We start from the raw sequence: 20,632 nt of genomic DNA, 5'->3' as shown, positions 1-20,632 counted from the left end.
TTCTCCGCGAAAAGCAAAAAGACGAAAAAGGGGCTGCTGGGAATTCTGCGACGGCCCGGGCAACGGTGCACCCGCCAACTGCGGGCGAGACGGACCTCGTTGGCGCGCGCGGGTGCCGACGGACTGATGGACGCGCTGCTCGTCGGGCCGGTGTACCCCCTCGACGGTGTTCCCGCTGTTCCTTCCCGCTGAACGGCGCCGCGCGTGCGCAGACGTCGAGTCAGCCGGCTCGGCCGACGGGCCAGCACGCGGCGGTGGCGGCGGTCGCGACAGCGACCGCCGCCAGACGCTCGTAGTCGAGCGTGTCCGGGGTGTCGGTCGGCCGGTGGTAGTTGCGGTTCCGGAAGTTCGCCGTACCGGTGAGCATCAGGGCCGGAATCCCCACGTTCCAGAAAGCCGCGTGGTCGCTGCGGCCGAGATGGTTCACCGGCGGCGCAACGAGGCCTGCGAGGGAGCCCAGCACACCGTCCGGACGCGGGTCGCGCACGGTGACGGCGGGCAGCGCAGGCTCCGCGGCACCCGCTGCCCGGCGCCAGAGGTGGGCCGCCGCCTGCGTCGAGCGCCGGTGGACCACGAGGGTGAAGTCGCCCCGCTGCCCGGCCGAGCGCACCGCGGCGGCAGCGCCGGGGAAGGCAAAGCGGAAACCGGCGGGCATCGCCTGGGTTCCGGGCCCGGTCAGGAAGCAGCCGACCGACTCCAGGCAGATCATGCCCGCGACCTGCCGGGTACGGCGCAGTTCCCGGGCCGCGGCCCGGGAGCCGATGAACCCCAGCTCCTCCATGTCGAAGAACATGAGCGTGACCGCGGGCGGCCTGGGCAGCCCGCCGAGGAGACGTGCGATCTCCAGCAGCGCGGCGACTCCGGAGGCGTTGTCGTCGGCACCGGGGCTGCCGTCGACGGTGTCCAGGTGCGCTCCGACGACCACGGTGGGGCGGTCGTCACCGGCCGGCAGCCGGGCCAGGAGATTGGCGCCGGTCAGCCGCCGGTGCAGGCGGAGTTTGAGCGGGAGCGCCCGGTTGCCGTGCCGGTCGGTACAGCCCAGTCGCCACCGCACGTCGAACGGCTGCCGCTCGGTCAGCCAGCCCGCGGCGGCCAGTTCCCTCGTCACATGGGCCTCGGCGCGCAGCATGGCCTCGGGGGCGCGCGTCCGGCTGCGCGGTCGGTCGGCGAGGTGTTCCACGTCATGCCGCAGACGCAGCGGGTCGGCCCGCCGGGTCAGTTCCTGTACGAGCGCCGGCACATCGGGGCCGAGGTCCATGACGGGCGGCCCTTTCAGGGTTTCGTGCCACGGGGCACGACCATCTCGGTCAGCCGGGCGGCGCCCGGTTCGAGGCCGGACCAGGGGCCCGGCACACGCAGCACGGCGATGGCGCACGTCGGGAACTTCGTACGCGTCCGCTCCAGCGCGTGGCCCTCCGCCCGGCCGGCAAGGGTCAGTACGAGGTCCTGCACGCCGGGGTTGTGCCCGATCAGCAACAACGTCCTTACGTGCGCGGGGGTTTCCCGTACGACGCCGAGCAACTCCGCTGCGCTCGCCCCGTAGAGGCGTTCGTCGTGGACCACCTGCGCGGCGGTGCCGAGTTCTTCCGAGACGAGGTCCCACGTCCCGCGGGTACGGCGCGCGGTGGAGCACACGACGAGGTCCGGAAGACAGTCCGTTTCGCGCAGCCGGCGTCCGGCTGCCGGGGCGTCACGGCGGCCGCGCGGGGCAAGTGGCCGCTCGTGGTCGGCCACACCGTCGGGCCAGGCGGACTTGGCGTGCCGCAGGACGACCAGGCGCCGGGAGTCCTCCGCGCTCATGACACCTCCGGGTGCGGGCGGCCGACCTCGCGCGCGAGATCCAGCCCGAGGACACGGTCGAGATGGGCGAACGTCTCGAACTTGGCACCGGCCGGCATGTCGGCGCGGCCGACCACGCTGCGCAGCATGTCCAGGACGGCGGGGACGCCGAGATTGTCGGCGAGCGCGGCATGAGCCTGTTTCAGCAGGTCGGCGGGGATCGGCCGGGACGGCTCCTGCGCCCAGGAGGACACCAGTCGGCGCCACTGCCGCAATTCCTGCCACGCCTCGGCGAGCGCGGCGCGAGTGGCCTCGACCGGTGTGCGGTGGTCATGACCGAGCAACAGCATCCTCACAGCCAGCGGATCGGCTCCCTCAGGGCCGCGTTCCTCCAGGAGAGGTTGGGCGCCCTCGTCCGCGGGTTCCGTGCTGACCCGGCCCACGTCGATCCGGGCCCCGTCGGCGGCATCGGTGTCCGTTCCATGAGCCAGCACGTGGACGTCGGCCGGAGAGCCGAGTGCCTCCTGTTGATCGTAGGCACCGACGGCGGCGGGCGGATGAATGCCGAGCGCGGCCATGGCCCGCTCGAGCGCCTGGACCCGCTCCTGCGGCAGCTCCGGTGCGGTGAGGAGCGTGAGGGCCTGCAGACCGTGCAGCTCAGCCGTGCGCGCCAGTACGTCACCGACCAGCGGTGCGCGCAGGTACGCCGGGGTGATCCCGGTGTCGATGACCGGCACATGGACGCTGATGCGCAGCAGGTGGCGGTTCGCGGAGGGGATCTCCACGAGGCGGCCGGTGCGGGTGTCGGCGATGGACAGCATGGTGCGGAGGCTAGCCCGGGGAACGTCCGGCAGGAGGGAGGATCCGGTCAGGACTCCGGTGTTGCGGGATGCGGCGCGTCGCGAGCCGGTCGTGCGAGCGCCGGGAAGCGGGCCGGCCACACCCTCGCGGGTGGGTGCCGGAGGAGGGATGTTCGCTGAAATGGGGCGATACGTCCCGTGCGGCCAGGGCAGGGATCCGACCATGCCCATGCTCGTCGGAACCTCGGGATGGCAGTACAAGGACTGGCGCAACGTTCTCTATCCACCCAAGCGGGCACAGCGGCTGTGGCTGGAGGAATACGCCCGGCATTTCGCCACTGTGGAGAACAACAACGCCTTCTACAGGCTTCCCACCAGGGAGATCTTCGTCTCCTGGAAGGAGCGGACTCCGCAAGGGTTCGTCATGGCCGTCAAGGCCAGCCGCTATCTGACCCATCTGAAGCGGCTGCGCGACCCCGAGGAGCCGGTGCGGCGGCTGATGGACCGCGCCGAGGGCCTCGGCGACCGGCTGGGGCCCGTCCTGCTGCAACTGCCCCCCAACTTCCAGGAGGACGTCGACGCTCTGAACGCCTGCCTGAGTTGCTTTCCCGGCACGGTCCGGGTGGCCGTCGAACTCCGCCACCCCTCGTGGTGGAAGGTGGAGCGGGAGCTGAGGGCAGTGCTGGAGGCGCATGCCAGTGCCCTGTGCTGGGCCGACCGCGGGTCCCGCCCGGTGACGCCACTGTGGCGCACCGCGTCATGGGGATACATGCGGTTCCACGCCGGCATCGCCGAGCCGCAGCCGCGCTACGGCCGCCAGGCGTTGAAGTCCTGGGCCAGGCGCATCGCCGACACCTGGCCGGACGACAACGATGTGTATGTGTACTTCAACAACGATGCGGGTGGCGCGGCCGTGGTGGACGCCGCCAAGTTCGCACAGGCAGCGACCGCGTTGGGCCGGACGGTGAGCCGTACACCTCCGGCGCGGGGGTGGCAGCCCATGGCCTGAGCCCGTACCGCGCCCCGACCGCGGGAGGGGCCCTGCCGGCCGCGGGCAGCGACATGTCCACGGCCGAGCTCGACACGTGCGCGTCGCCCGGTGAACGCATACTGAGAAACGGAGGGTGGACCGCGCGGGCGGGCCCGACGCATGCGGAGGCATGGTGGTGCATGGTGGAGGACGCCGAGTTCGGATCCCTCTTGGCCGCACTGCTCGAACAGACCCATCACACGGATCCCGGCCATCTGCCGGACCTCGTCGAGCGGGCCGCCAGGGAAGTGGGACTGCGTCGCGCCCGGATCTTCCTCGCGGACGTCCAGCAGCATCTGCTCGTGCCCCTGGCCTCGCCCGGGAGCGAGCACGAGCGGACAGGGCGGCTCGGCTCCGGCGTGGAGGGGGCCCTGGCCGTGGACGGCACCCTGGCCGGCTGGGCGTACCGCACGGTGTCGATGCGGCTGAGCCAGTCGGAAAAGTCATTGACGCTCTGGCTGCCGCTCGTCGACGGCATCGAGCGCATGGGTGTCCTCGAGGTCGTGTCCGACTATCTGGACACCACTCTCCTGAAGCGCTGCAGGGCGCTGGCGGACCTCAGCGCCCTGGCCGTGATCTCCAAGACGGAGTACAGCGACATCATCGTGCAGACCGCGCGCAGCCGGCCGATGAGCCTGGCCGCCGAAATGGTGTGGGCGTTTCTGCCGCCTCGCACACTCGGCACCAACCGCGTGACCTCGAGCGCGGTGCTCGAGCCGGCGTACGAGATCGGCGGGGACGCCTTCGACCACAGTCTGCGGGACGGCCACCTTCATCTGGCCGTGGTCGATGCCATGGGGCACGACCTGGCCTCCGGGCTGTCCTCCGCCGTCGCGATCGCCGGCTGCCGCCACGCCCGCCGGGCCGGAGAGGGCCTGGACGGCATCGCGGCCACCGTCGACGAGGCACTCGTGCGGTGGATCCCGGACCGGCTGCTCACCGCGGTCTTCGCCGACCTCGACCTCGACTGCGGACAGCTCACCTGGATCAACTGCGGGCATCCACCACCCCTGCTGATCCGCGGCCAGCACGTGATCAGCGGCGCGCTCCAGCGCCCGTCCGAGCTGCCGCTGGGTCTCGGGCACCAGCACGCCGGAATCCGACGTACCGTGCACACCGCACAACTGGAGCCGGGCGACCGCGTGCTGATCCACACCGACGGTGTCACCGAGGCGCACTCCCCCGACGGTGACTACTTCGGAGAGCAGCGCCTGACCGATCACATCGTGCGCGCCACGGCGGCCGGCGAGAAGGCTCCCGAGGCCCTGCGCCGGCTGATCCATACGATCCTCGAGCACCAGCACGGCCGTCTGGACGACGACGCCACGATCCTCCTGGCGGAGTGGCACCCCCGTGACGAGCCCGCCGCGACCGGGACGACCGGCCTGCCGGCCGATGCGTGAGCACGGTCGCGCCCCCTCGGAGAATGCGAGGAGGATCCGGGCCGCCGTACGGGTCATGTCGCGTGGGGATGGCCGAACAGCAGGTCGTAGCCCGGGGGAAGCTGAAGCAGGACGCGTCGCACAAGGTCTTCACCCGCGGCGTCGGCCACCACACTGAGCACGGCGCCGGTGTCCCACTTGGCCGTCCCTTCGGTGGCTCCCTCGATCCATGCCGCGGTGGCCCGTACGAACCGCTCGGGGTTGAGTGGCTCGGCGGCCTGCAGCGGGTTGAGCAGGATCAGGGCGTATGTCTCCGGCAGCCGGGCGGCCAGCTCGGCTCTCTCCTCGCCCACCAGGTGCGCGCCCAGCAGTGCGAGGACGACCCGGGCGGCTCGTTCCGCTTCCTCTTCCGAGGAGTACTCACCGCGTTCCTGGACCGCGGCCAGGAACGCCTCCCATCTCATGTGCATCGTGCTGCCCCTTTCCGGCGACTCGGAGGGCGGGAAGGAAGGGGGAACTCCCCTCCGTGCGAGCGGGGTCCGTCAGCCGCTGATCCGCTCGTGCGCGGTGTCCCCGGCTCTGATGGAGATCTTGCGGGGCTTGGCGCGCTCGGCGATCGGGATGCGCAGGGTCAGGACACCTGCGTCGTCATCGGCCCTGATGTTCTCCACATCGAGGGTATCGGCCGGCACGACGTGGCGGGAGAGGACGCCCAGGGGGCGCTCGGACAGCTCCGTCTGCACGTCGTCGCCCTTCGGCAGCGGCCGCCGCTCCGCCTTCACGGTCAGTATGTTCCGCTCCACGTCGACGTCGATCGCGTCAGGTGACACACCGGGCAGGTCGAGGGCGATCACGTACTCGTCACCGTTTCGCGGTAGGCGTCCATCGGCATCAGGGACGGCCTCGACCAGGGATGCGACACGCCTCACCAGAGCCGGGTCGCGGTCGCGAGCGCTGAGGGGCCACATGAGTGCATCCACTGCGCCGTCCTGTGGAGCACCAGGGTGCGCCTGTTTGGTCGGAAGGGCGCAGGTCTATGGATCCTGTTGCTTGATTTTGGCCCTCACGCTGTGGCCCACGGCCGCCCGCGAGGCCACGGCCTGAAACAGAAACATCGCACATCTGCCCGGCACCGGTCGCTCGACTCTGCCCACTCCGACAACAACGAACGATCACTCATCAAGCGCCTTCAGAAGGAGCCCCGAACCCGATGCCCAGACGCTCTGGATGGCGTGTCGCCCTTGCCGCCACCGCCGCATGCATGATTGCCGCTGTTCCGCTCGTGGCCGCCGAACCGGCGTTCGCACAGTATCCGCCGGCTCCCACTATTCAGATCGACGACGTTTCCGTGCCCCCCGGTGATGACATCAACCACACCGCGACCGGCTTCCAGGGGTTCGAGCAGATTGTCGCGCGCCTGTTCCCGGTGGGTGGTCCCGGCGCCGTCGGCGCCGCGTCCACGACCGCGCTGAGGACATCGCCCGCATTCGTACAGCCGGTTGCACTTTCAGCGCCCACGCCCACGTCCACGTCCACGCCGCCCACAACGAACGGCGGGGACGACGACGGGGGCAGCGGGGACGGGGGTCCCAGGCAAATCGTGTTCCTCGCCAACCACGTCGCCGACACCAACGGCAATGTGTCCGGAAGGGTCATCATCCCCGAGGGCGTCCGACCGGGCGCCTACGACTTCCAGCTGGTCGGCCAGTCGTCGGGACTGATTCTGTCCGCCCGGGTGACGGTGCCCGGTGACGGCGATGGTGACGGTGACGGTGACGGTGACGGCGACCACGGCCGCCCCGGTGACGGTGACGGCGACCACGGCCGCCCCGGTGACGGTGACGGCGACCACGGCCGCCCCGGTGACGGTGACGACGACCACGGCCGCCCCGGCCACGGTGACGACGACGACCACGGCCGCCCCGGCCACGGCAACGGATCCTCCGGTCAGGGCAACGGGTCCTCGGGGCTCGCGGACACCGGCTCCTCGGACGCAACGGTCGCGCTGCTCGCAGCGGCAGGTGGTCTGGTGCTTCTCGGTGGAGGGTCGCTGGTGATCGCCCGGCGTCGGCGTACCGACGCCGAACGCGGCTGAGAGACCAAAGATGGTGTGGACCTTCCACAAACTCCGGGACAGTGCGGTTCTGTCCTCCTTCACCGGCCTGGTACGACGGAACCACCGTCGCGCCAGGCCGGTGATGTGGGCGGTGGCAGGCCTTCTCCTCGCCGGTTCGGGCTGGGTGCTGGTCACGGGCCTCTACGCCCGCGCCGAGCTGCTCGCGGCCCGAAGCGACCTGGAGACCGTGCGGAGCACCGTGACGGCGCCCTCTTCGCCGGGCGCGACGGCAAAGGGGACCACGGACCGCAGGGCCCGCATCGAAGCAGCGGTCCGTTCCGCCGGGGCGCACGCCGCCCGGGCGCATCAGCTCACCACCGGCCCCGCATGGTCCGTGGCCGCGTATCTGCCCACCCTCGGTGGCCCTCTCGAGACCGTCCGGGGCACGGCCGAGGCCGCCGACCGGCTGACCGGCGACGTGCTGCCTGCCGTTGTCGGTGCCGCCGACAGCCTCACCGACGACGCGGGCACCGACGGCAGGCACCTGAACCTCTCCGAGCTGCGCAGGGCCGTCCCCGCTCTCGAGCAGGCCTCACGCCAGGTGGCCGCAACGCGCACGCAGGTCCGAGGCCTGCCCCGCCGTACCTGGCTGCCCTCCGTGGACCGGGTCCGAGTCCAACTCCTGGCCGCACTGGACCGGATGGCGCCCTTGGCGAAGGACGCCGCCACCGGAGCCCGCCTCCTGCCGCCGATGCTGGGGGCGGACGGTCCACGGCGTTACTTCGTGGTGTTCCAGAATCCCGCGGAGGCGCGGGGAACCGGTGGAATGCCCGGTGCGCATGCCGTGCTGAAGGCCGACAGAGGCACGCTCTCGCTGACGCACTTCGGACACGACACCGCGATGCTGGGCACTCGACCCGGGGTCGACCTCGGTGCCGAGTTCGCCGCCATGTACGAGCACAACGACGCCGTGAACACCTGGCCCAACTCCAATCTGAGCCCGCACTTCCCCTACGCCGCGCGCATCTGGTCGGCCGCCTGGCTCGACAAGAGCGGCGAGCGGGTCGACGGCGTACTCACCCTGGACCCGGGCGTACTCGCCCGGATGCTCGCGGCTTCCGGGCCGGCGCGCACGAGCGACGGCACAGTCGTCGGCGCGGACAACGTGGTGGATCTCAGCGAGCGCACCAACTACATGTCGTACCCGGACGCGCTTGAGCGCAAGGCTTTCCTGCTGGACGTCGCCCACGCCGCCGCCGGGCGGCTGCTGACCGCCGCCGACGACCCCCGACTGCGGCCCGCACTGCTCGCCGGCCTGTACGAGGTGCTGGGCAACGGCTCGATGAACGCCTGGAGCGCCCACCCGGACGAGCAGCGGGAGCTGGCATCCCGCCCGGTCGGCGGCTCGTTGCCGCGGACCCCGGAGCCCTACGCCGGACTGGTGGTCAACAATGCCGCCGGCACCAAGCTGGACTACTACCTCGACCGGACCCTGGACTGGTATCCGGGTCGATGCAGCTCCGCCGGCCGCGAGGTCACCGTCAAGGCGGTCCTCGCCAACCGGGCACCGTCCCAAGGACTTCCGCCCTACGTCACCGACCGCCTGGACAAGCCGCCCTATGCGACGCGCGAGGGTGACAACCGCCTGCTGGTCTCCTACTACGCGACCGCGGGGGCGAGTCTGATCAAGGCGAGCGTCGACGGTCGGCCGGTTCTCCTGTCGTCGGGCGCCGAGCGCGGACATCCCGTGTACACGCTGGATGTCGAGGTACCTGCGGGCCGCAGCCGCACGGTGATGCTGGACCTGCTGGAGCCCGCGGCCGATCACGCACCCACCGTGTTGCACCAGCGACTGCCACGCCCACTACGGGCAACAGTGCACCCGTCCCCGCAGTGCCACAGAGACTGAGCCCGGACCCTGGTCAGTCCAGCACCACGGCGACGATCCGTTCCACCGCTTCCGCGATACGGGCGGCGCACGCCCTCGCCTCTTCTTCGGATGCGCCGTACGGGTCGACCAGGTCGTCGTCCCACGCTTCCGCGGCGCCCGCTCCCCGACGGGTCGCGGCTCCTGCGGTCAGGGCCACGGCCCGCTCGGTCGGGTCGGTCAGACCAGCGGCATCATCCTTGTGGAGCAGCCGGGCGAACTCCCGCAGCGTGAAGGCATGTCCGAGGCCATGGACCGGACTGAGCCGTACCGCTGCCTCTCGGTGTTCCGTCGCGGCACCGAGAACCAGTGCCGCGCCGTTGACGAGGCCTGCGGTCAGCCTTCGGGCCGCGGCTCCGGAGGGTTCCCCGCCCATCTCGGTGAGCAGGGTTGCGGCGACGGGGTCCATCGGCGTGCCGTTCGCCGCGGCGGTACCCGCACTCGACACCTGGAATCTTCCTGAAGCCGAAGCCAGTCGGAAGGTCAGCAGGCGTTCCGCCAGTGGCGAGCGGTGCACGTTGCCGGTGCAGACGACGAGCACACGAAACGGTTCACGCACGGTCGGGGGGTGGATCACGACGTCACGCACGACGACGGAGCACCGCGAACATGGTGTGTCCGTACTCGCCCCGCGACGCGAAGCGGCCTTCGGCGGCCAGGCGCGCATAACGGCGTTCCGGCATACGCAGCCGGGCCGTCGCGCGGGCCGCCCACTGCGCCACCCATGGACCGGTCACCGGGCGCAGCGCCGTCCGGACAGACCGGTGGCGTGACGCTCTGGCGTGCGACAGAGGAGGCACCTGGTAGTCGACGAGGACGAGGTCGAGTCCGAGGATTCCGGCCACAGCCCTGAACTGCCCAGGGCCCCATCGGGAGAGATGGTGCGGGGGGCAGTCGTTCGGTTCCATCCCCTCGCGGAACCGCTCACGGTTCGGCACGGAGACGAGGATCTCACCGCCGGGCACCACGATCGCCGCCAGCGCGGAGAGAAAGCCGCGTACGTCCGCCACATGTTCCAGGACCTGGAAAGCGCAGACGACGTCCGCCCGGCCGGGACGGGCCCGGGCATCGTCGCGGACATCGTCCTCGCTCACCTTGATGCCGGCCGCCCGCAGCAGGTCCGCTGCGTCAGGGTTCTTCTCGAGCGCCTCGACGGTGGTGCACCGCGGAAGTACGGAACGGAGGAAGGCCCCTTCGCCCGAGCCCACTTCGACCACCCGCGCGCCGTCCGCGATCCGCCGCGCGGCCTGATCGAACTCCCACCGCCATGCCTCGTACGTGATCCCGCCGGTGAAGAGCTGGGAGTAGAAGGCGGAATCGCCCTCGAGCGCCGGGGCGAACCAGTCGAGCCCACAACCGCCGCAGCGGCGCAGCGTGACGGGGCCGTCCCCGTACTTCGCGACGACATCGGACGAGAAGGAGGTGGCCCACTGCTCCGCGTATGCCCGCCAGACGTCGGCGAGTTGGATGCGAGAAAGCGTAGCTGCGGATGACGCACCGCAGAGAGGGCAGGGATTCGACGATGAATCCGGCACCGGGCATTCCTTTCGGGAGGCGTGTCTACGTCCGGCGGTCACGGAATCGACGTACGGTACCCCACCGGTGGCCGCACACGAGTGTCAGAACGACAGCCAGACCGATCACGCCGACAGCCAGCAACTTGCTCCATATCGTCGGCGTGAGATACGGACTGTGTACGACGGCCACGACGGCAATGAATGCAAGCCACACATGGATCCGCATCATGGCTGCGGCGGGGGAAAGCGGGAGGTACAGCACGACCAGAATGATCAGAACGCATTCCAGGAGGGAACGCTGCCGGTAGAAGGAGCCGCCGAACGTTGCGATGTAAGCCGCGGCGTACGCCGCCGATCCGAGGACGGCGGCACGGCCGACCCCATGGGTGTCCGCCCATGCCCGGCGCAGCACGGTGGGAGCAAGAGCAAGGCAGGCGATCCACACAACTGTGCCGATATAGAGCCAGCGCCCCGGGACCGCGGTCTCCGGCCCGAACGCCCAGGGGAACGGTCCGAGCAGCAGGGCCACCAGGTACTGCGGGTGGTTGAGCACATTCTTCGAGCCGTATCCGCCGGTGAAGCCGAGACGGATCCCGTCGTGCACCTCCAGACTCTCCACAAGACCGAGCAGTGTCATCAGGCGAGGAAGAATGAAGAGAGCGGCGGCCCCTACGACGATCAGGGAACCCGCAAGGTACTCGCGGCGGAGTCTCACCCGGGTGAGCAGGGCGAGCGCGAGAAAAAGGGCTGCCGCAGGTCTCAGATACAGACAGGCGTAGATGCCCAGCATCGTGCTGACGCACGCGATCGAGAAGCGCGCCCGCGTCTGTACGAGCAATGCCCACAGGACGAGGGCGACGATCAGGCCGTCCTTGAGACCCCAGGCGTCCCACAGCAGGAGGGACGGACTCGCACCCACCATCAGCCCCACGACGAGTGCGCGTTTGCGGCCGCGCGCCGAGACGAGGGCGAGTCCATGCGCCGCGACCGCACCGGTGGCCGCGAGAAGAGCCAGGACCGTCTTGGCGGCAAGCCACCCGCCGCCGGTCATGACTCTGCCCAGCGCCATGATCACCGGGTAACCCCACACCGACGAACCGACCAGCCCTGACAGATTTCGCGTCTCGAACGGGCCTTCGTTGCGCCAGGCCGCCGCGAGTCTGGCGCTGGTCGATTCGTATCCCTGGGCATCGGGAAAGAGTGCGTAGCCATTGGTCTGCGTATGAACGACCAGGACAACGCCGACGTGGAGAACCGCCGCCACGGTGAATACCGCCACGGCATCCCAGAGTGAACTGCGCGGGCTGTCAAGGGTGGGGGAACGAGCACCGGTTGGTGTCCTGAGCACATTCACTGCGCGCATGGTGAACCGGCCTCTTTCGATCTGTTCAGGTAGCGCATACCGGCCACGGGGACTTGGCCCACCCCTTGCGTGCGAGCACGACCCGGGTACGGAATCCCCGGTTCAGCGACTCGACCAAGGGCGATGAGATTACAGGAGCGAGATCTCCCGATGACCGGCTGACGTTCCGTGTCGCCAGGACGAATTCACGTTCCACGAACTCGGCCTGCGCCACGAACATGCCGACCTGTTCCACAGCCGAAAGCCATCCCCAGCCCGCCAGGTGAAAGCCCACCAAGGGGCGGTGCGGAATGTCTCGGCATACCGAAGCCCCTGCCTGATTGCCGGGCATTTCAGGGGCGTCGATCGCCATGTCAGCTCCCATGGGCAGCCACCGTTCGGAATTCGGTGACCATAACCCGCCGTTCGGACCCGACCGCGACGCTGACCGTGCCGGGCGGGAGAGGTCACCGGATCAGAGCACACGGCGATGTCCCCCGAAGAGGAGGACCGCTGTTGCGAGAGGCGATCCGTCGAAATGTCCCTATCTGTGTGGTATGTATCAGACTTTGGGGGCCAGCCCGCGAAGCGGTGCACCGGCAGCCGGCGTCGGCCATACCGCCGGACCGGCCGCCTGACGGCGCATCATGTAGGGAGAGCAATTATGTGCGGTGTAGCCGGAATCGTGTCGACCAGCCCTCCCGATCCCGAACACGTACGCATGATGTGCCGCCTCATCGCCCATCGGGGGCCCGACGGGGAGGGCTTCCACACCGACGCCCACGCGGCGCTGGGAATGCGCCGGCTCGCCATCATCGATGTGGCCGGAGGAGACCAGCCGGTCTACAACGAGGACGGCACCGTCGCGGCGGTCTTCAACGGGGAGATCTACAACTTCGCGGAGCTGCGGGAGCGGCTGGTCGGGCGCGGACACCGCTTCACCACCAACAGCGACACCGAAGTGCTGGTCCATCTGTACGAGGAGCACGGCGAGGACCTGGTCGGGCATCTGCGGGGCATGTTCGCCTTCGCGATCTGGGACGCCGCACGACGCCGGTTGCTGCTCGCACGCGACCGGGTGGGCAAGAAGCCGCTGTACTACCGGCAGGCCGGCACCTCGCTGTCGTTCGCGTCGGAGCTGAAGGCTCTGGTGGCGGATCCGTCGGTGCCCCGGGAGCTCGACCCGGTCGCGCTGCACCACTATCTGACCTACCAGTACGTGCCGGCTCCGTGGTCCATCTACCGAGGCATCGCCAAGCTGCCTCCGGGGCACCTTCTCGTGTGGGATCAGGGAAACGTACGGCTTCGGCGCTACTGGAAGCTGGACTTCACCCCTCGGCGCGTGCACAGCGAGCGGGAGGCGTCCGCCCAGGTGCGGCAGTTGCTGCTGGATGCCACTCGGGTCCGCATGGTCAGCGAGCGTCCGCTGGGAGCGTTCCTTTCCGGTGGAATCGACTCCTCCGCGGTGGTTGCCGCCATGGCTCGGCTCAGCGATCAGCCCGTGAAGACCTTCTGCATCGGATTCGACGACCAGCGGTACGACGAGCGGTCCTACGCGGCGACCGTGGCTCGCCGCTACGGAACCGACCATCACGAGTTCGTGGTGGCCGGCTCGTCCGCACTGGAGGTTCTGCCCACGGTGACCCGGCACTTCGACGAACCGTTCGCCGACTCCTCGGCCATTCCCTCGTTCTTCGTGGCTGAACTGAGCCGACGGCACGTGACGGTGGTGCTCAACGGCGACGGGGGAGACGAGTGTTTCGGTGGCTACCGACGCTACGCGTACATGAAGAGAGTGGGACGGATGCAGGCCCCGGACCCGCTGCGCGGCGTGCTGAGCCGTATCGGATCCGCGCTGGCACAGGGGAGGTCCGGGCCCCGGGTACGGAGGGTCGGCCGGGGGTTGAGGCTGCTGGGCGAGACACCACAGCACCGCTACGCCAGCCTCATGTCCTACTTCACCAGCGAGGGCAAGGAGGCCCTGTACACCGAGGCGATGCAGGAGCAGGTGGCCGGCGTCGACAGCTATGAGTTGGTCGGGCAGGCGTTCGACACCTCCCGCGCCGACGAGGACGTCAACCGGTTGATGGACGTCGACGTCAACACCTACCTGCCGGGCGACCTGCTGGTGAAGGTGGACATCACCACCATGGCCCACTCGCTCGAGGCCCGTTCTCCGTTCCTGGACCACCATCTGATGGAGTGGGCCGCCGGCCTGCCCGGTCGGTGGAAGGTCGATGGCCAGGTGACCAAGGCGCTGCTGAAGAAGGCGATGGCTCCGTGGCTGCCGTCCGAACTGCTCCACCGGCCCAAAGCCGGCTTCGGGGTGCCGCTGGCGGACTGGCTTCGGTGCGAGCTGCGGCCGCTCGCCCACGATCTGCTGACCGACCACACCGCGCGCTCGCGTGGGCTGTTCAGACCGGAGGTCGTGCGAGGACTGCTGCAGGACCACGACGAGGGGCGCGACCGCTCCACTCGGCTGTGGTCGCTCCTGCAGTTCGAGCTGTGGCACCGCACATGCGCCGAGTCGTCCTGTGACACCGCGACCGCGGCTCCCGCAACCGCCCAGGGGTACCGTGGCTGACACCGCGCGGCAAGCGCTCGGCATACTGGGCAGCCGGGCCGCGTGCCTGGTGATGTCCGTGTTCACCAGCGCAGTCATCGCCCGGTCGCTGGAACCCGAGGGCCGCGGGGTCTACTACATGGCGGTCACCGTCGCCACGACCGCCACGATGCTGGGGCACCTGTCGGGCGAGCAGGCGCAGAGTGCGCTGTGGACGGACGCCGGACGCCGCGAGGCGCTCGTCGGCAACTGTGTACCGCTCGCCGTCGTGCTCGGGACGCTCAGCGGGCTGGCGGCCACGGCCCTGGTGGCCGTGATCGGCCCCGAAACCCTGGACCTGCCGGGCGGTCACCTGGTGATGGTGGCCTGCCTGGGCGTTCCCCTGGGCATCGCGTCGAACTACGCGGCCAACATCGCGCTGCTGCGGGGTCGCGTGGAGGTGGCGAACTGGTCGATGCTGGCCGCCGCGATCGGCCAGTGTGCCGCGGTGGCCGTCCTGGCGGCCGGTGAGCGGCTGAACGTCCTGACGGGGCTGATCGTCTGGGTGGGCGCCGGAGGCGTCCCGCTGCTGGTGTCCACCGCCTTCGGGGTGACCGTCGGGCGCCGCAGGGACCTGGAGCTGGCGCGCACGACGGTGGTCACCGGCGTCCGGTACCACCTGGGACCCGCGTCGGTGTTTCTTCTGATGTACGCGGACATCTACTTGCTCAGCGCGTTCACCGGCGCGCGGGAGGTGGGCATCTATTCACTGGCTGTCGGCCTCGCCGCGTACAGCCGGCTGCTGGCGGATGTCCTCTCGCAGGTCATGCTCAAACGGCAGTTCGCCTCCAGCGACACCGAATCCGCCGACGTCACGGTACGGATCACCCGGTACGCGGTCCTGCTGGCCGTGGCCTCGGCCCTGGTGCTGACGCTGTCCGCGCCGGTGCTCGTTGCCGTCGTGTACGGGCCGGCGTACACGGATGCGGTACCGCTGGTGATGCTGCTGGCGCCCGGCGTGATGGCGCTGGGGGCGAGTCGCCTGCCGAGCGCCTACCTGCTGCGGTTGCGCCGCGCGAAGCTGGTCGTCGTGCCGTCCGTGATCGCCCTGGCCGTCAACATCGCACTCAACGTGCTGCTGATTCCCCTGTGGGGCGCTGCCGGATGTGCGCTCGCCTCCTCGCTGGCCTACCTGCTCCTGGCCGCCCTTCAGACGCGCCTGTTCACCAGGGTGACAGGCATCCGGGCCAGGAACCTGCTCCCTGGGACCGCGGACCTGCTCACGTTCCTCGCCACGGCGCGTCGATGCGTGCCGGGCAAGCATGCCGCGGCGTCCCTGCCACCCGGATAGCTGTCCGCCCCGGTCCGCCGACAACCTCCGGCGGCCCATCACCCGGACGACGGTGCGTCGCGGTTGATATCAGAACAAAAGGTACTGAGAGCCTGGGCGACAAGGAAAGCACGCTGTTGCCGTGCATTGCTGGCTGGATGGAGCTGATGTCAGTGACTGGACGCCGCGACACCAGGGCTGTACCGATCCCCCGGAACGCCGCCGGTGACGTCGAACTGTCCCGGGTGTGCCTGATGATCGGTCAGCTGGGGCTGGGAGGCGCGGAGAAACAAGTGGTGATGCTGGCCCGAGGTCTGGTCGACCGGGGCATTGAGACCACGCTGCTCCTGCTGTCCGAACGAGGTCCGCGTGAAGCAGAGCTGTCCGGTTCCGGGGTGAGGATCGTCAGCCTGGGATACCGGGGACTCACCCGGCCATGGATCGATCTCCGGGGCTCTCTCAAGGACACCGCGGCCGCCATGAGGGCGCTCGGTCGACTCATGACACACCTGAGACGAACGCGGCCGCAGGTCTTCCACGCCTACTTGTTCCACTGCTACGTCGCGGCGGCTCCCGCGGCCCGACTGGCACGGATTCCGGTGTGCGTGGCCGGGCGGCGCAGTCTGGGCACGTTCAAGGAGGGGCGACGCGGACTGCTGGCCGTCGAGCGGGTCGCCACCGGTATGACCGACTTCGTCGTGGCGAACGCGCATGCCGTGGCCGAGGACGCCCTGCGCCAGGAAGGTCTGCCGCGGAACAAGATCGCCGTCATCCACAACGGCATGGAGGAACGGGATTTCCGGGCGGTCGCACCGGCTGACCTCGCCACGGACCTGCCCGTGGTGGTGTGCGTGGCCAATCTGCGTGCCTACAAGGGCCACCAGTACCTGCTGGACGCGGTCGGCCGGCTGCGGCAGTGGGGCCGGCCCTGCACCCTCGTACTGATCGGCGACGGTCCGCAGCGGCCCCATCTGCAACGCCAGGCCGACCGGCTGGGTATCGACGTACGCCTTCTGGGCCATCGCACCGACGTGGGCGCGTTCCTGGCCCGCGCGGACGTCGTCGTACTGCCCTCACTGGAGGAGGGCCTGAGCAACGCGGTCATGGAGGCCATGGCGATCGGTCGGCCCGTGGTGGCCACCGCGGTGGGCGGAACCCCTGAACTGCTGTGCGACCGGGGGGTGCTGGTGCCCCCGGCCGACCCCCAAGCCCTGGCGCAGGGCCTGCACCGGATGCTCACCGACCGCGCCGCCGCCGCCCTCCTGGGGAAGGCCGCCCGGGAGTGGGCTCTTGAGCACCTGAGTGCGGACACCATGGTGGAGCGGCACATCACCCTGTACAGGACGTTGCTGGAGGGCGGCCGCGCCAGCTAGCACGGGAGGGCCGGCCGCCGGGAGCCGGCACAACCCCGACGGCGGACGGCCCGACGGCCGCGGAACGAGCGCGGCCGCCTCGGGCGGCAAGGACGGTCAGGCCGCCGTCGCGCTGTGCGCCTTGCGTGAAGTGTCCGTGCTGCCCTGGTCGGCGACCGACGCGAAGACGTACTCGTTGCAGCCCAGGCCCCCTCCGCAGGTCTTGAGATGACGCAGTTCCATCCCATGGCGCCGGCCCACGCGGAACACCTCTTCCGGAGCGGCGACTTCGAAGGGGTAGCCACCGACCCAGTCGATGAGGTCGTACTGCGCGGACATACCGCGAGCACGCCGTCCTTTGCCGCCGGCCGGACGTCTCCCCGTCCGGGCCTGCTTCAGCAAGGCCAGCGCGCGGCCTGGGGTGTGCAGATACATCCGGCTGCCGGTGACCAGCAGGCTCCGCAGCGCGGGGCCCGAGGAGTTGTAGGTGCGCTTCACCTGTCTCCACGCACGGCTGCGCAGTCCCTGGTCGTTGTAGATCGACACATACAGCAGCCCGCCGGGAGCGACCAGCCCGCAGGCGTTGTCCAATGCTTCCCACAGGGCGCCCGTGTGGTGCAGCACCCCCCAGGAGTAGACGATGTCGAACCGGCCGAGGCGGGAAATCAGGGAAGGGTCCAGCACCGAACCGTGCTCCACCCGCCAGTCGCTGTCCGGCGCGTACCGGTTGCGGAGCTGTCTCGTGGTCACCACCGCGTCGGAGTCGTAGTCGAAGGAGTGCACCTTCGCGCCGAGTTGGTGCGCGGCGAGCGAGAACAGCCCGCTGCCGCAGCCGATGTCCAAGAACGAGCGCCCCGTGAGGTCGCGGGTTCCAAGGGCCGTCACGATGGACTCCCGCGCGGCAGCGATACGGTCCTCGTCGACCAGCCGGCTGAACTCCTGCCAGTTGCGGCCGAAGGCGAAGCGCTTGCCCTGCTCCACCTCGCTGGTGCAGTCGATCACCTCATGGTCTCCTTCCTCCTGGGAGCATGTACCGCGGTCGCCGCAGCCCCCTGTGCTCCACCCGGTCCTGCTGAGCGGTCGGGCGGTGGGGCGACATACGAAGCCGTCACGGGAACAGCTCTCCGGCCACGCGACGTGATCGAAACCCGAGAGGAAACGTGCGTACGGACGCGGGTATGTCAGCGGGTATATCAGACAGCCGCCGAAATATGCCTCGACGCTGCGGTGAGGGACACAAGAATCGACCGAATACCGGGCTGCCGACGACCCTTTCACGGCCTCTCGAAACCCGAGGGGTTTCCGGAAGCGGCGGACACATACTTCGCGCCCTTGACAGATACCGGAGTGCGCCCGGCCTAATATCTGGCACATGTCGACCGCCACGTACCGAACCACCGGTTTCGGCATCCCGCGCCTTCGCGTGATGAGGGTCATCACGCGAATGAATATCGGTGGTCCGGCCGTCCAGGTCTCGGCCCTCTTGCGGGGCCTGGATCCCGAGCGATTCGACCATCACCTGATTGCCGGACTTGTGGGCCCGGGTGAGGCGGATTATCTCGATCAGCGGGCGCCCGACCTGCCGGTCCATCGGATCGCCGGTCTCGGACGGGCCGTGCGGCCCACCGATGACGTGCGCTGCCTGCTCGAACTGGCGGCGGCCATGCGCCGTTTCCGGCCCCATATCGTCCACACGCACACGGCGAAAGCGGGCGCACTGGGGCGGGCGGCTGCCGTACTGGCGCGTGTCCCCTCGCGGGTGCACACCTTTCACGGCCATCTTCTGCACGGCTATTTCTCCCCGGCGAAGACTCGCGTCGTGGTGCAGACCGAACGCCGGCTGGCAGCCCTCACCGATCGTCTGGTCGCCGTGGGCAGCCGGGTGCGGGACGACCTCGTCGCCGCCGGTATCGGAAAGGCTGACCAATACACGGTCGTGCCGCCCGGCACCAGGCTTGCGACCGCACCGGAGCCCGCGGAAGCCCGTCGAATTCTCGGACTCCCGCAGGGCTGTCCCGTCGTCGCCTATGTGGGACGCATTACCGGAATCAAGCGACCCGACCGTTTTCTCGCCGTGGCCCGCGAAGTGCGCCGCGCCGTGCCCGCAGCACATTTCGCCGTGTGTGGAGCGGGCGACTTCCAGCCGGATCCTCAGGCAGTCGGCGAACTCGGTGACTGCCTCCATCTGCTGGGCTGGCGCGCGGACGTGGAGACGGTGTACGCGGCAGCGGACCTGGTGTTGCTGACCTCGGACAACGAAGGCATGCCCGTCAGTCTGATCGAGGCCGGCCTGGCGGGGCTGCCGGCGGTGGCCACCGACGTCGGCAGCGTCGCGGAGGTCGTGCAGCACCAAGCGACGGGACTCCTCGCAAGGCCGTCGTCCGGTGAACTCGCCCGCCACACGGTGACTCTTCTGCGCGACGGGGAACTGCGCCGGGCGATGGGGGCACGAGCGCGTACGTTCACCGCCGAGCGCTTCGGCGAGGAACGTCTGGTGGCCGACACGCAGGATCTCTACACCTCCATCGCCGTCGCCCGCGGCTGGTGGACCGCCCCCCGTCCGAAAGGTGAGACCTGTTGAACGTCCTTGTTACCGGAGGCGCCGGCTTCATCGGCGCCAACCTCTGCCAAGAACTCACGTCGCGTCCGACTGTGGGCAAGGTCGTCGCCCTGGACGACCTGAGCACAGGTTCCGCAGCCAATCTGGCGGGAGTCGACGCGGAGCTGGTCGAAGGCAGCATTCTCGACCCCGACCTCCTCGAGAGCGTCGTGGCCGCAGTGGATGCCGTCGTCCATCTCGCAGCCCGCCCGTCCGTACCGCGTTCCCTGGCGGACCCGGTCGCCAGTCATCACGTCAACGCGACCGGGACGGTGAACGTACTCGAGGCATGCAGGCGCAAACGCGTCCCGGTGGTCGCCGCCTCGTCCTCCTCGGTCTACGGTGCCGTTCCCGTCCTTCCGAAGCACGAGGAGCTGCCGACCCGGCCGCTGAGTCCCTACGCGGCGAGCAAGCTCGCCACCGAGTCCTATGTCCTCGCCTACGGCGCCTCGTTCGACCTCCGTGTCCTGGCGTTTCGCTTCTTCAACGTCTACGGGCCCCTGCAGTCGGCCGGCCACGCCTACGCCGCGGTGATCCCGGCCTTCATCGACGCTCTGCTGCGCGGTGAGCCCGTGAGGATTTTCGGCGACGGACTGCAGACGCGGGACTTCACCTACGTCGGAACCGTCGTCAGAGTGCTGGCCGACGCGGTGCTGCACGAGGTCGCGTATCCCGGTCCGGTGAACCTGGCCTTCGGCACGCGGGTGCCGCTCACCGATCTCGCCCAGCAGATCGCGGAGATCGTCGGATCGCCGGCCGACATCCGGCACGAGGAGCCCAGAGCGGGAGACGTCCGCCACTCCCAGGCCGCGGATGGTCTGCTGCGCAAGCTCTTCCCCGATGTCGCCCAAGTGCCGCTGCCGCGTGGACTGGCCGAGACGGTGCGCTGGTTCCGTACCCTGCCCGAGTATGCGGCACTGCCGCCGGCCCAGTCGCTCACGGTGAAGGTGGGCTGACGGCGGAATTGAGGGGAGCC

The 20,632-nt window shown here is 69.6% G+C and carries 18 protein-coding genes and 1 pseudogene; 9 read left to right on the top strand and 10 right to left on the bottom strand.

The features are described from left to right. Positions 1-220: 220 nt before the first annotated feature. Genes ACFYWI_RS14660 through ACFYWI_RS14650 form a run of 3 tightly spaced genes read right to left on the bottom strand, consistent with a single transcriptional unit; the run spans position 221 to position 2,600 of the window. Positions 221-1,258: a M28 family peptidase gene (locus ACFYWI_RS14660; protein ID WP_389230757.1), complete on the bottom strand. Its 1,038-nt coding sequence runs from the start codon at positions 1,256-1,258 to the stop codon at positions 221-223. A gap of 14 nt (positions 1,259-1,272) precedes the next feature. Next, positions 1,273-1,800 (bottom strand): SixA phosphatase family protein, encoded by a 528-nt coding sequence (locus tag ACFYWI_RS14655; protein ID WP_389230754.1) that lies wholly within the window; start codon positions 1,798-1,800, stop codon positions 1,273-1,275. Then, the gene (locus ACFYWI_RS14650; RefSeq protein ID WP_389230751.1) at positions 1,797-2,600 is read right to left on the bottom strand and encodes a hypothetical protein; all 804 of its coding nucleotides are present in this window, start codon (positions 2,598-2,600) and stop codon (positions 1,797-1,799) included. The genes ACFYWI_RS14655 and ACFYWI_RS14650 overlap by 4 nt, the downstream gene beginning before the upstream one ends. 202 nt (positions 2,601-2,802) lie before the next feature. On the opposite strand from ACFYWI_RS14650, the gene ACFYWI_RS14645 reads away from it, so the two are divergent. Together ACFYWI_RS14645 and ACFYWI_RS14640 are read left to right on the top strand one after the other, a co-directional pair. Next, the gene (locus ACFYWI_RS14645) at positions 2,803-3,588 is read left to right on the top strand and encodes a DUF72 domain-containing protein (protein WP_389230748.1); all 786 of its coding nucleotides are present in this window, start codon (positions 2,803-2,805) and stop codon (positions 3,586-3,588) included. A 161-nt stretch (positions 3,589-3,749) separates the two neighbouring features. Beyond that, positions 3,750-5,012, top strand: a complete 1,263-nt coding sequence (locus tag ACFYWI_RS14640; RefSeq protein ID WP_389230745.1) for a PP2C family protein-serine/threonine phosphatase — start codon at positions 3,750-3,752, stop codon at positions 5,010-5,012. A gap of 53 nt (positions 5,013-5,065) precedes the next feature. Here the strand turns inward: ACFYWI_RS14640 and ACFYWI_RS14635 are convergent, their stop codons facing one another. Together ACFYWI_RS14635 and ACFYWI_RS14630 are read right to left on the bottom strand one after the other, a co-directional pair. Next, positions 5,066-5,461: a DUF2267 domain-containing protein gene (locus tag ACFYWI_RS14635; protein ID WP_389230742.1), complete on the bottom strand. Its 396-nt coding sequence runs from the start codon at positions 5,459-5,461 to the stop codon at positions 5,066-5,068. 72 nt (positions 5,462-5,533) lie between these two features. Further along, positions 5,534-5,913: pseudogene (locus ACFYWI_RS14630) on the bottom strand (Hsp20/alpha crystallin family protein). A gap of 288 nt (positions 5,914-6,201) precedes the next feature. Between ACFYWI_RS14630 and ACFYWI_RS14625 the strand changes: the two are divergent. Together ACFYWI_RS14625 and ACFYWI_RS14620 are read left to right on the top strand one after the other, a co-directional pair. Beyond that, positions 6,202-7,086, top strand: coding sequence for an LPXTG cell wall anchor domain-containing protein (locus ACFYWI_RS14625; RefSeq protein ID WP_389230739.1), 885 nt, complete (start codon positions 6,202-6,204; stop codon positions 7,084-7,086). Between the two features lie 10 nt (positions 7,087-7,096). After that, the gene (locus ACFYWI_RS14620) at positions 7,097-8,956 is read left to right on the top strand and encodes a DUF4012 domain-containing protein (RefSeq protein WP_389230736.1); all 1,860 of its coding nucleotides are present in this window, start codon (positions 7,097-7,099) and stop codon (positions 8,954-8,956) included. Between the two features lie 13 nt (positions 8,957-8,969). Here the strand turns inward: ACFYWI_RS14620 and ACFYWI_RS14615 are convergent, their stop codons facing one another. The 4 genes from ACFYWI_RS14615 to ACFYWI_RS14600 all read right to left on the bottom strand — a co-directional run bounded on the left by ACFYWI_RS14615 (position 8,970) and on the right by ACFYWI_RS14600 (position 12,206). Continuing rightward, complete coding sequence (locus ACFYWI_RS14615; protein WP_389230733.1) at positions 8,970-9,533, bottom strand: low molecular weight phosphatase family protein; 564 nt, start codon at positions 9,531-9,533, stop codon at positions 8,970-8,972. A 22-nt stretch (positions 9,534-9,555) separates the two neighbouring features. After that, complete coding sequence (locus ACFYWI_RS14610) at positions 9,556-10,509, bottom strand: class I SAM-dependent methyltransferase (protein WP_389230730.1); 954 nt, start codon at positions 10,507-10,509, stop codon at positions 9,556-9,558. A gap of 25 nt (positions 10,510-10,534) precedes the next feature. Continuing rightward, positions 10,535-11,770 (bottom strand): hypothetical protein, encoded by a 1,236-nt coding sequence (locus ACFYWI_RS14605; protein WP_389230727.1) that lies wholly within the window; start codon positions 11,768-11,770, stop codon positions 10,535-10,537. A 109-nt stretch (positions 11,771-11,879) separates the two neighbouring features. After that, positions 11,880-12,206: a hypothetical protein gene (locus tag ACFYWI_RS14600; protein WP_389230724.1), complete on the bottom strand. Its 327-nt coding sequence runs from the start codon at positions 12,204-12,206 to the stop codon at positions 11,880-11,882. A gap of 291 nt (positions 12,207-12,497) precedes the next feature. Between ACFYWI_RS14600 and asnB the strand changes: the two genes are divergently transcribed. The 3 genes from asnB to ACFYWI_RS14585 all read left to right on the top strand — a co-directional run bounded on the left by asnB (position 12,498) and on the right by ACFYWI_RS14585 (position 17,078). After that, positions 12,498-14,417, top strand: coding sequence for an asparagine synthase (glutamine-hydrolyzing) (gene asnB, locus ACFYWI_RS14595; RefSeq protein ID WP_389230721.1), 1,920 nt, complete (start codon positions 12,498-12,500; stop codon positions 14,415-14,417). Further along, on the top strand, positions 14,410-15,726 hold the full coding sequence (locus tag ACFYWI_RS14590) for a lipopolysaccharide biosynthesis protein (RefSeq protein WP_389230718.1): 1,317 nt from the start codon (positions 14,410-14,412) through the stop codon (positions 15,724-15,726). Before asnB ends, ACFYWI_RS14590 begins: the two co-directional genes overlap by 8 nt. A gap of 152 nt (positions 15,727-15,878) precedes the next feature. Next, on the top strand, positions 15,879-17,078 hold the full coding sequence (locus ACFYWI_RS14585; protein WP_389230715.1) for a glycosyltransferase: 1,200 nt from the start codon (positions 15,879-15,881) through the stop codon (positions 17,076-17,078). 96 nt (positions 17,079-17,174) lie between these two features. Here the strand turns inward: ACFYWI_RS14585 and ACFYWI_RS14580 are convergent, their stop codons facing one another. Continuing rightward, positions 17,175-18,059 (bottom strand): class I SAM-dependent methyltransferase, encoded by an 885-nt coding sequence (locus ACFYWI_RS14580; RefSeq protein WP_389230712.1) that lies wholly within the window; start codon positions 18,057-18,059, stop codon positions 17,175-17,177. Positions 18,060-18,429: 370 nt separating this feature from the next. Between ACFYWI_RS14580 and ACFYWI_RS14575 the strand changes: the two genes are divergently transcribed. Together ACFYWI_RS14575 and ACFYWI_RS14570 are read left to right on the top strand one after the other, a co-directional pair. Further along, entirely contained in the window at positions 18,430-19,638 is a 1,209-nt protein-coding gene (locus ACFYWI_RS14575) for a glycosyltransferase (RefSeq protein ID WP_389230709.1), read from the top strand. After that, a complete protein-coding gene (locus tag ACFYWI_RS14570) occupies positions 19,635-20,612 on the top strand; it encodes an NAD-dependent epimerase/dehydratase family protein (RefSeq protein ID WP_389230706.1) in 978 nt (325 codons plus the stop codon). Before ACFYWI_RS14575 ends, ACFYWI_RS14570 begins: the two co-directional genes overlap by 4 nt. The last annotated feature ends 20 nt before the right edge of the window (positions 20,613-20,632 follow it).

It is taken from the genome of Streptomyces sp. NPDC002889, assembly GCF_042888425.1.
Lineage (GTDB): Bacteria > Actinomycetota > Actinomycetes > Streptomycetales > Streptomycetaceae > Streptomyces.
This window is presented reverse-complemented; position numbering and strand designations above follow the sequence as displayed.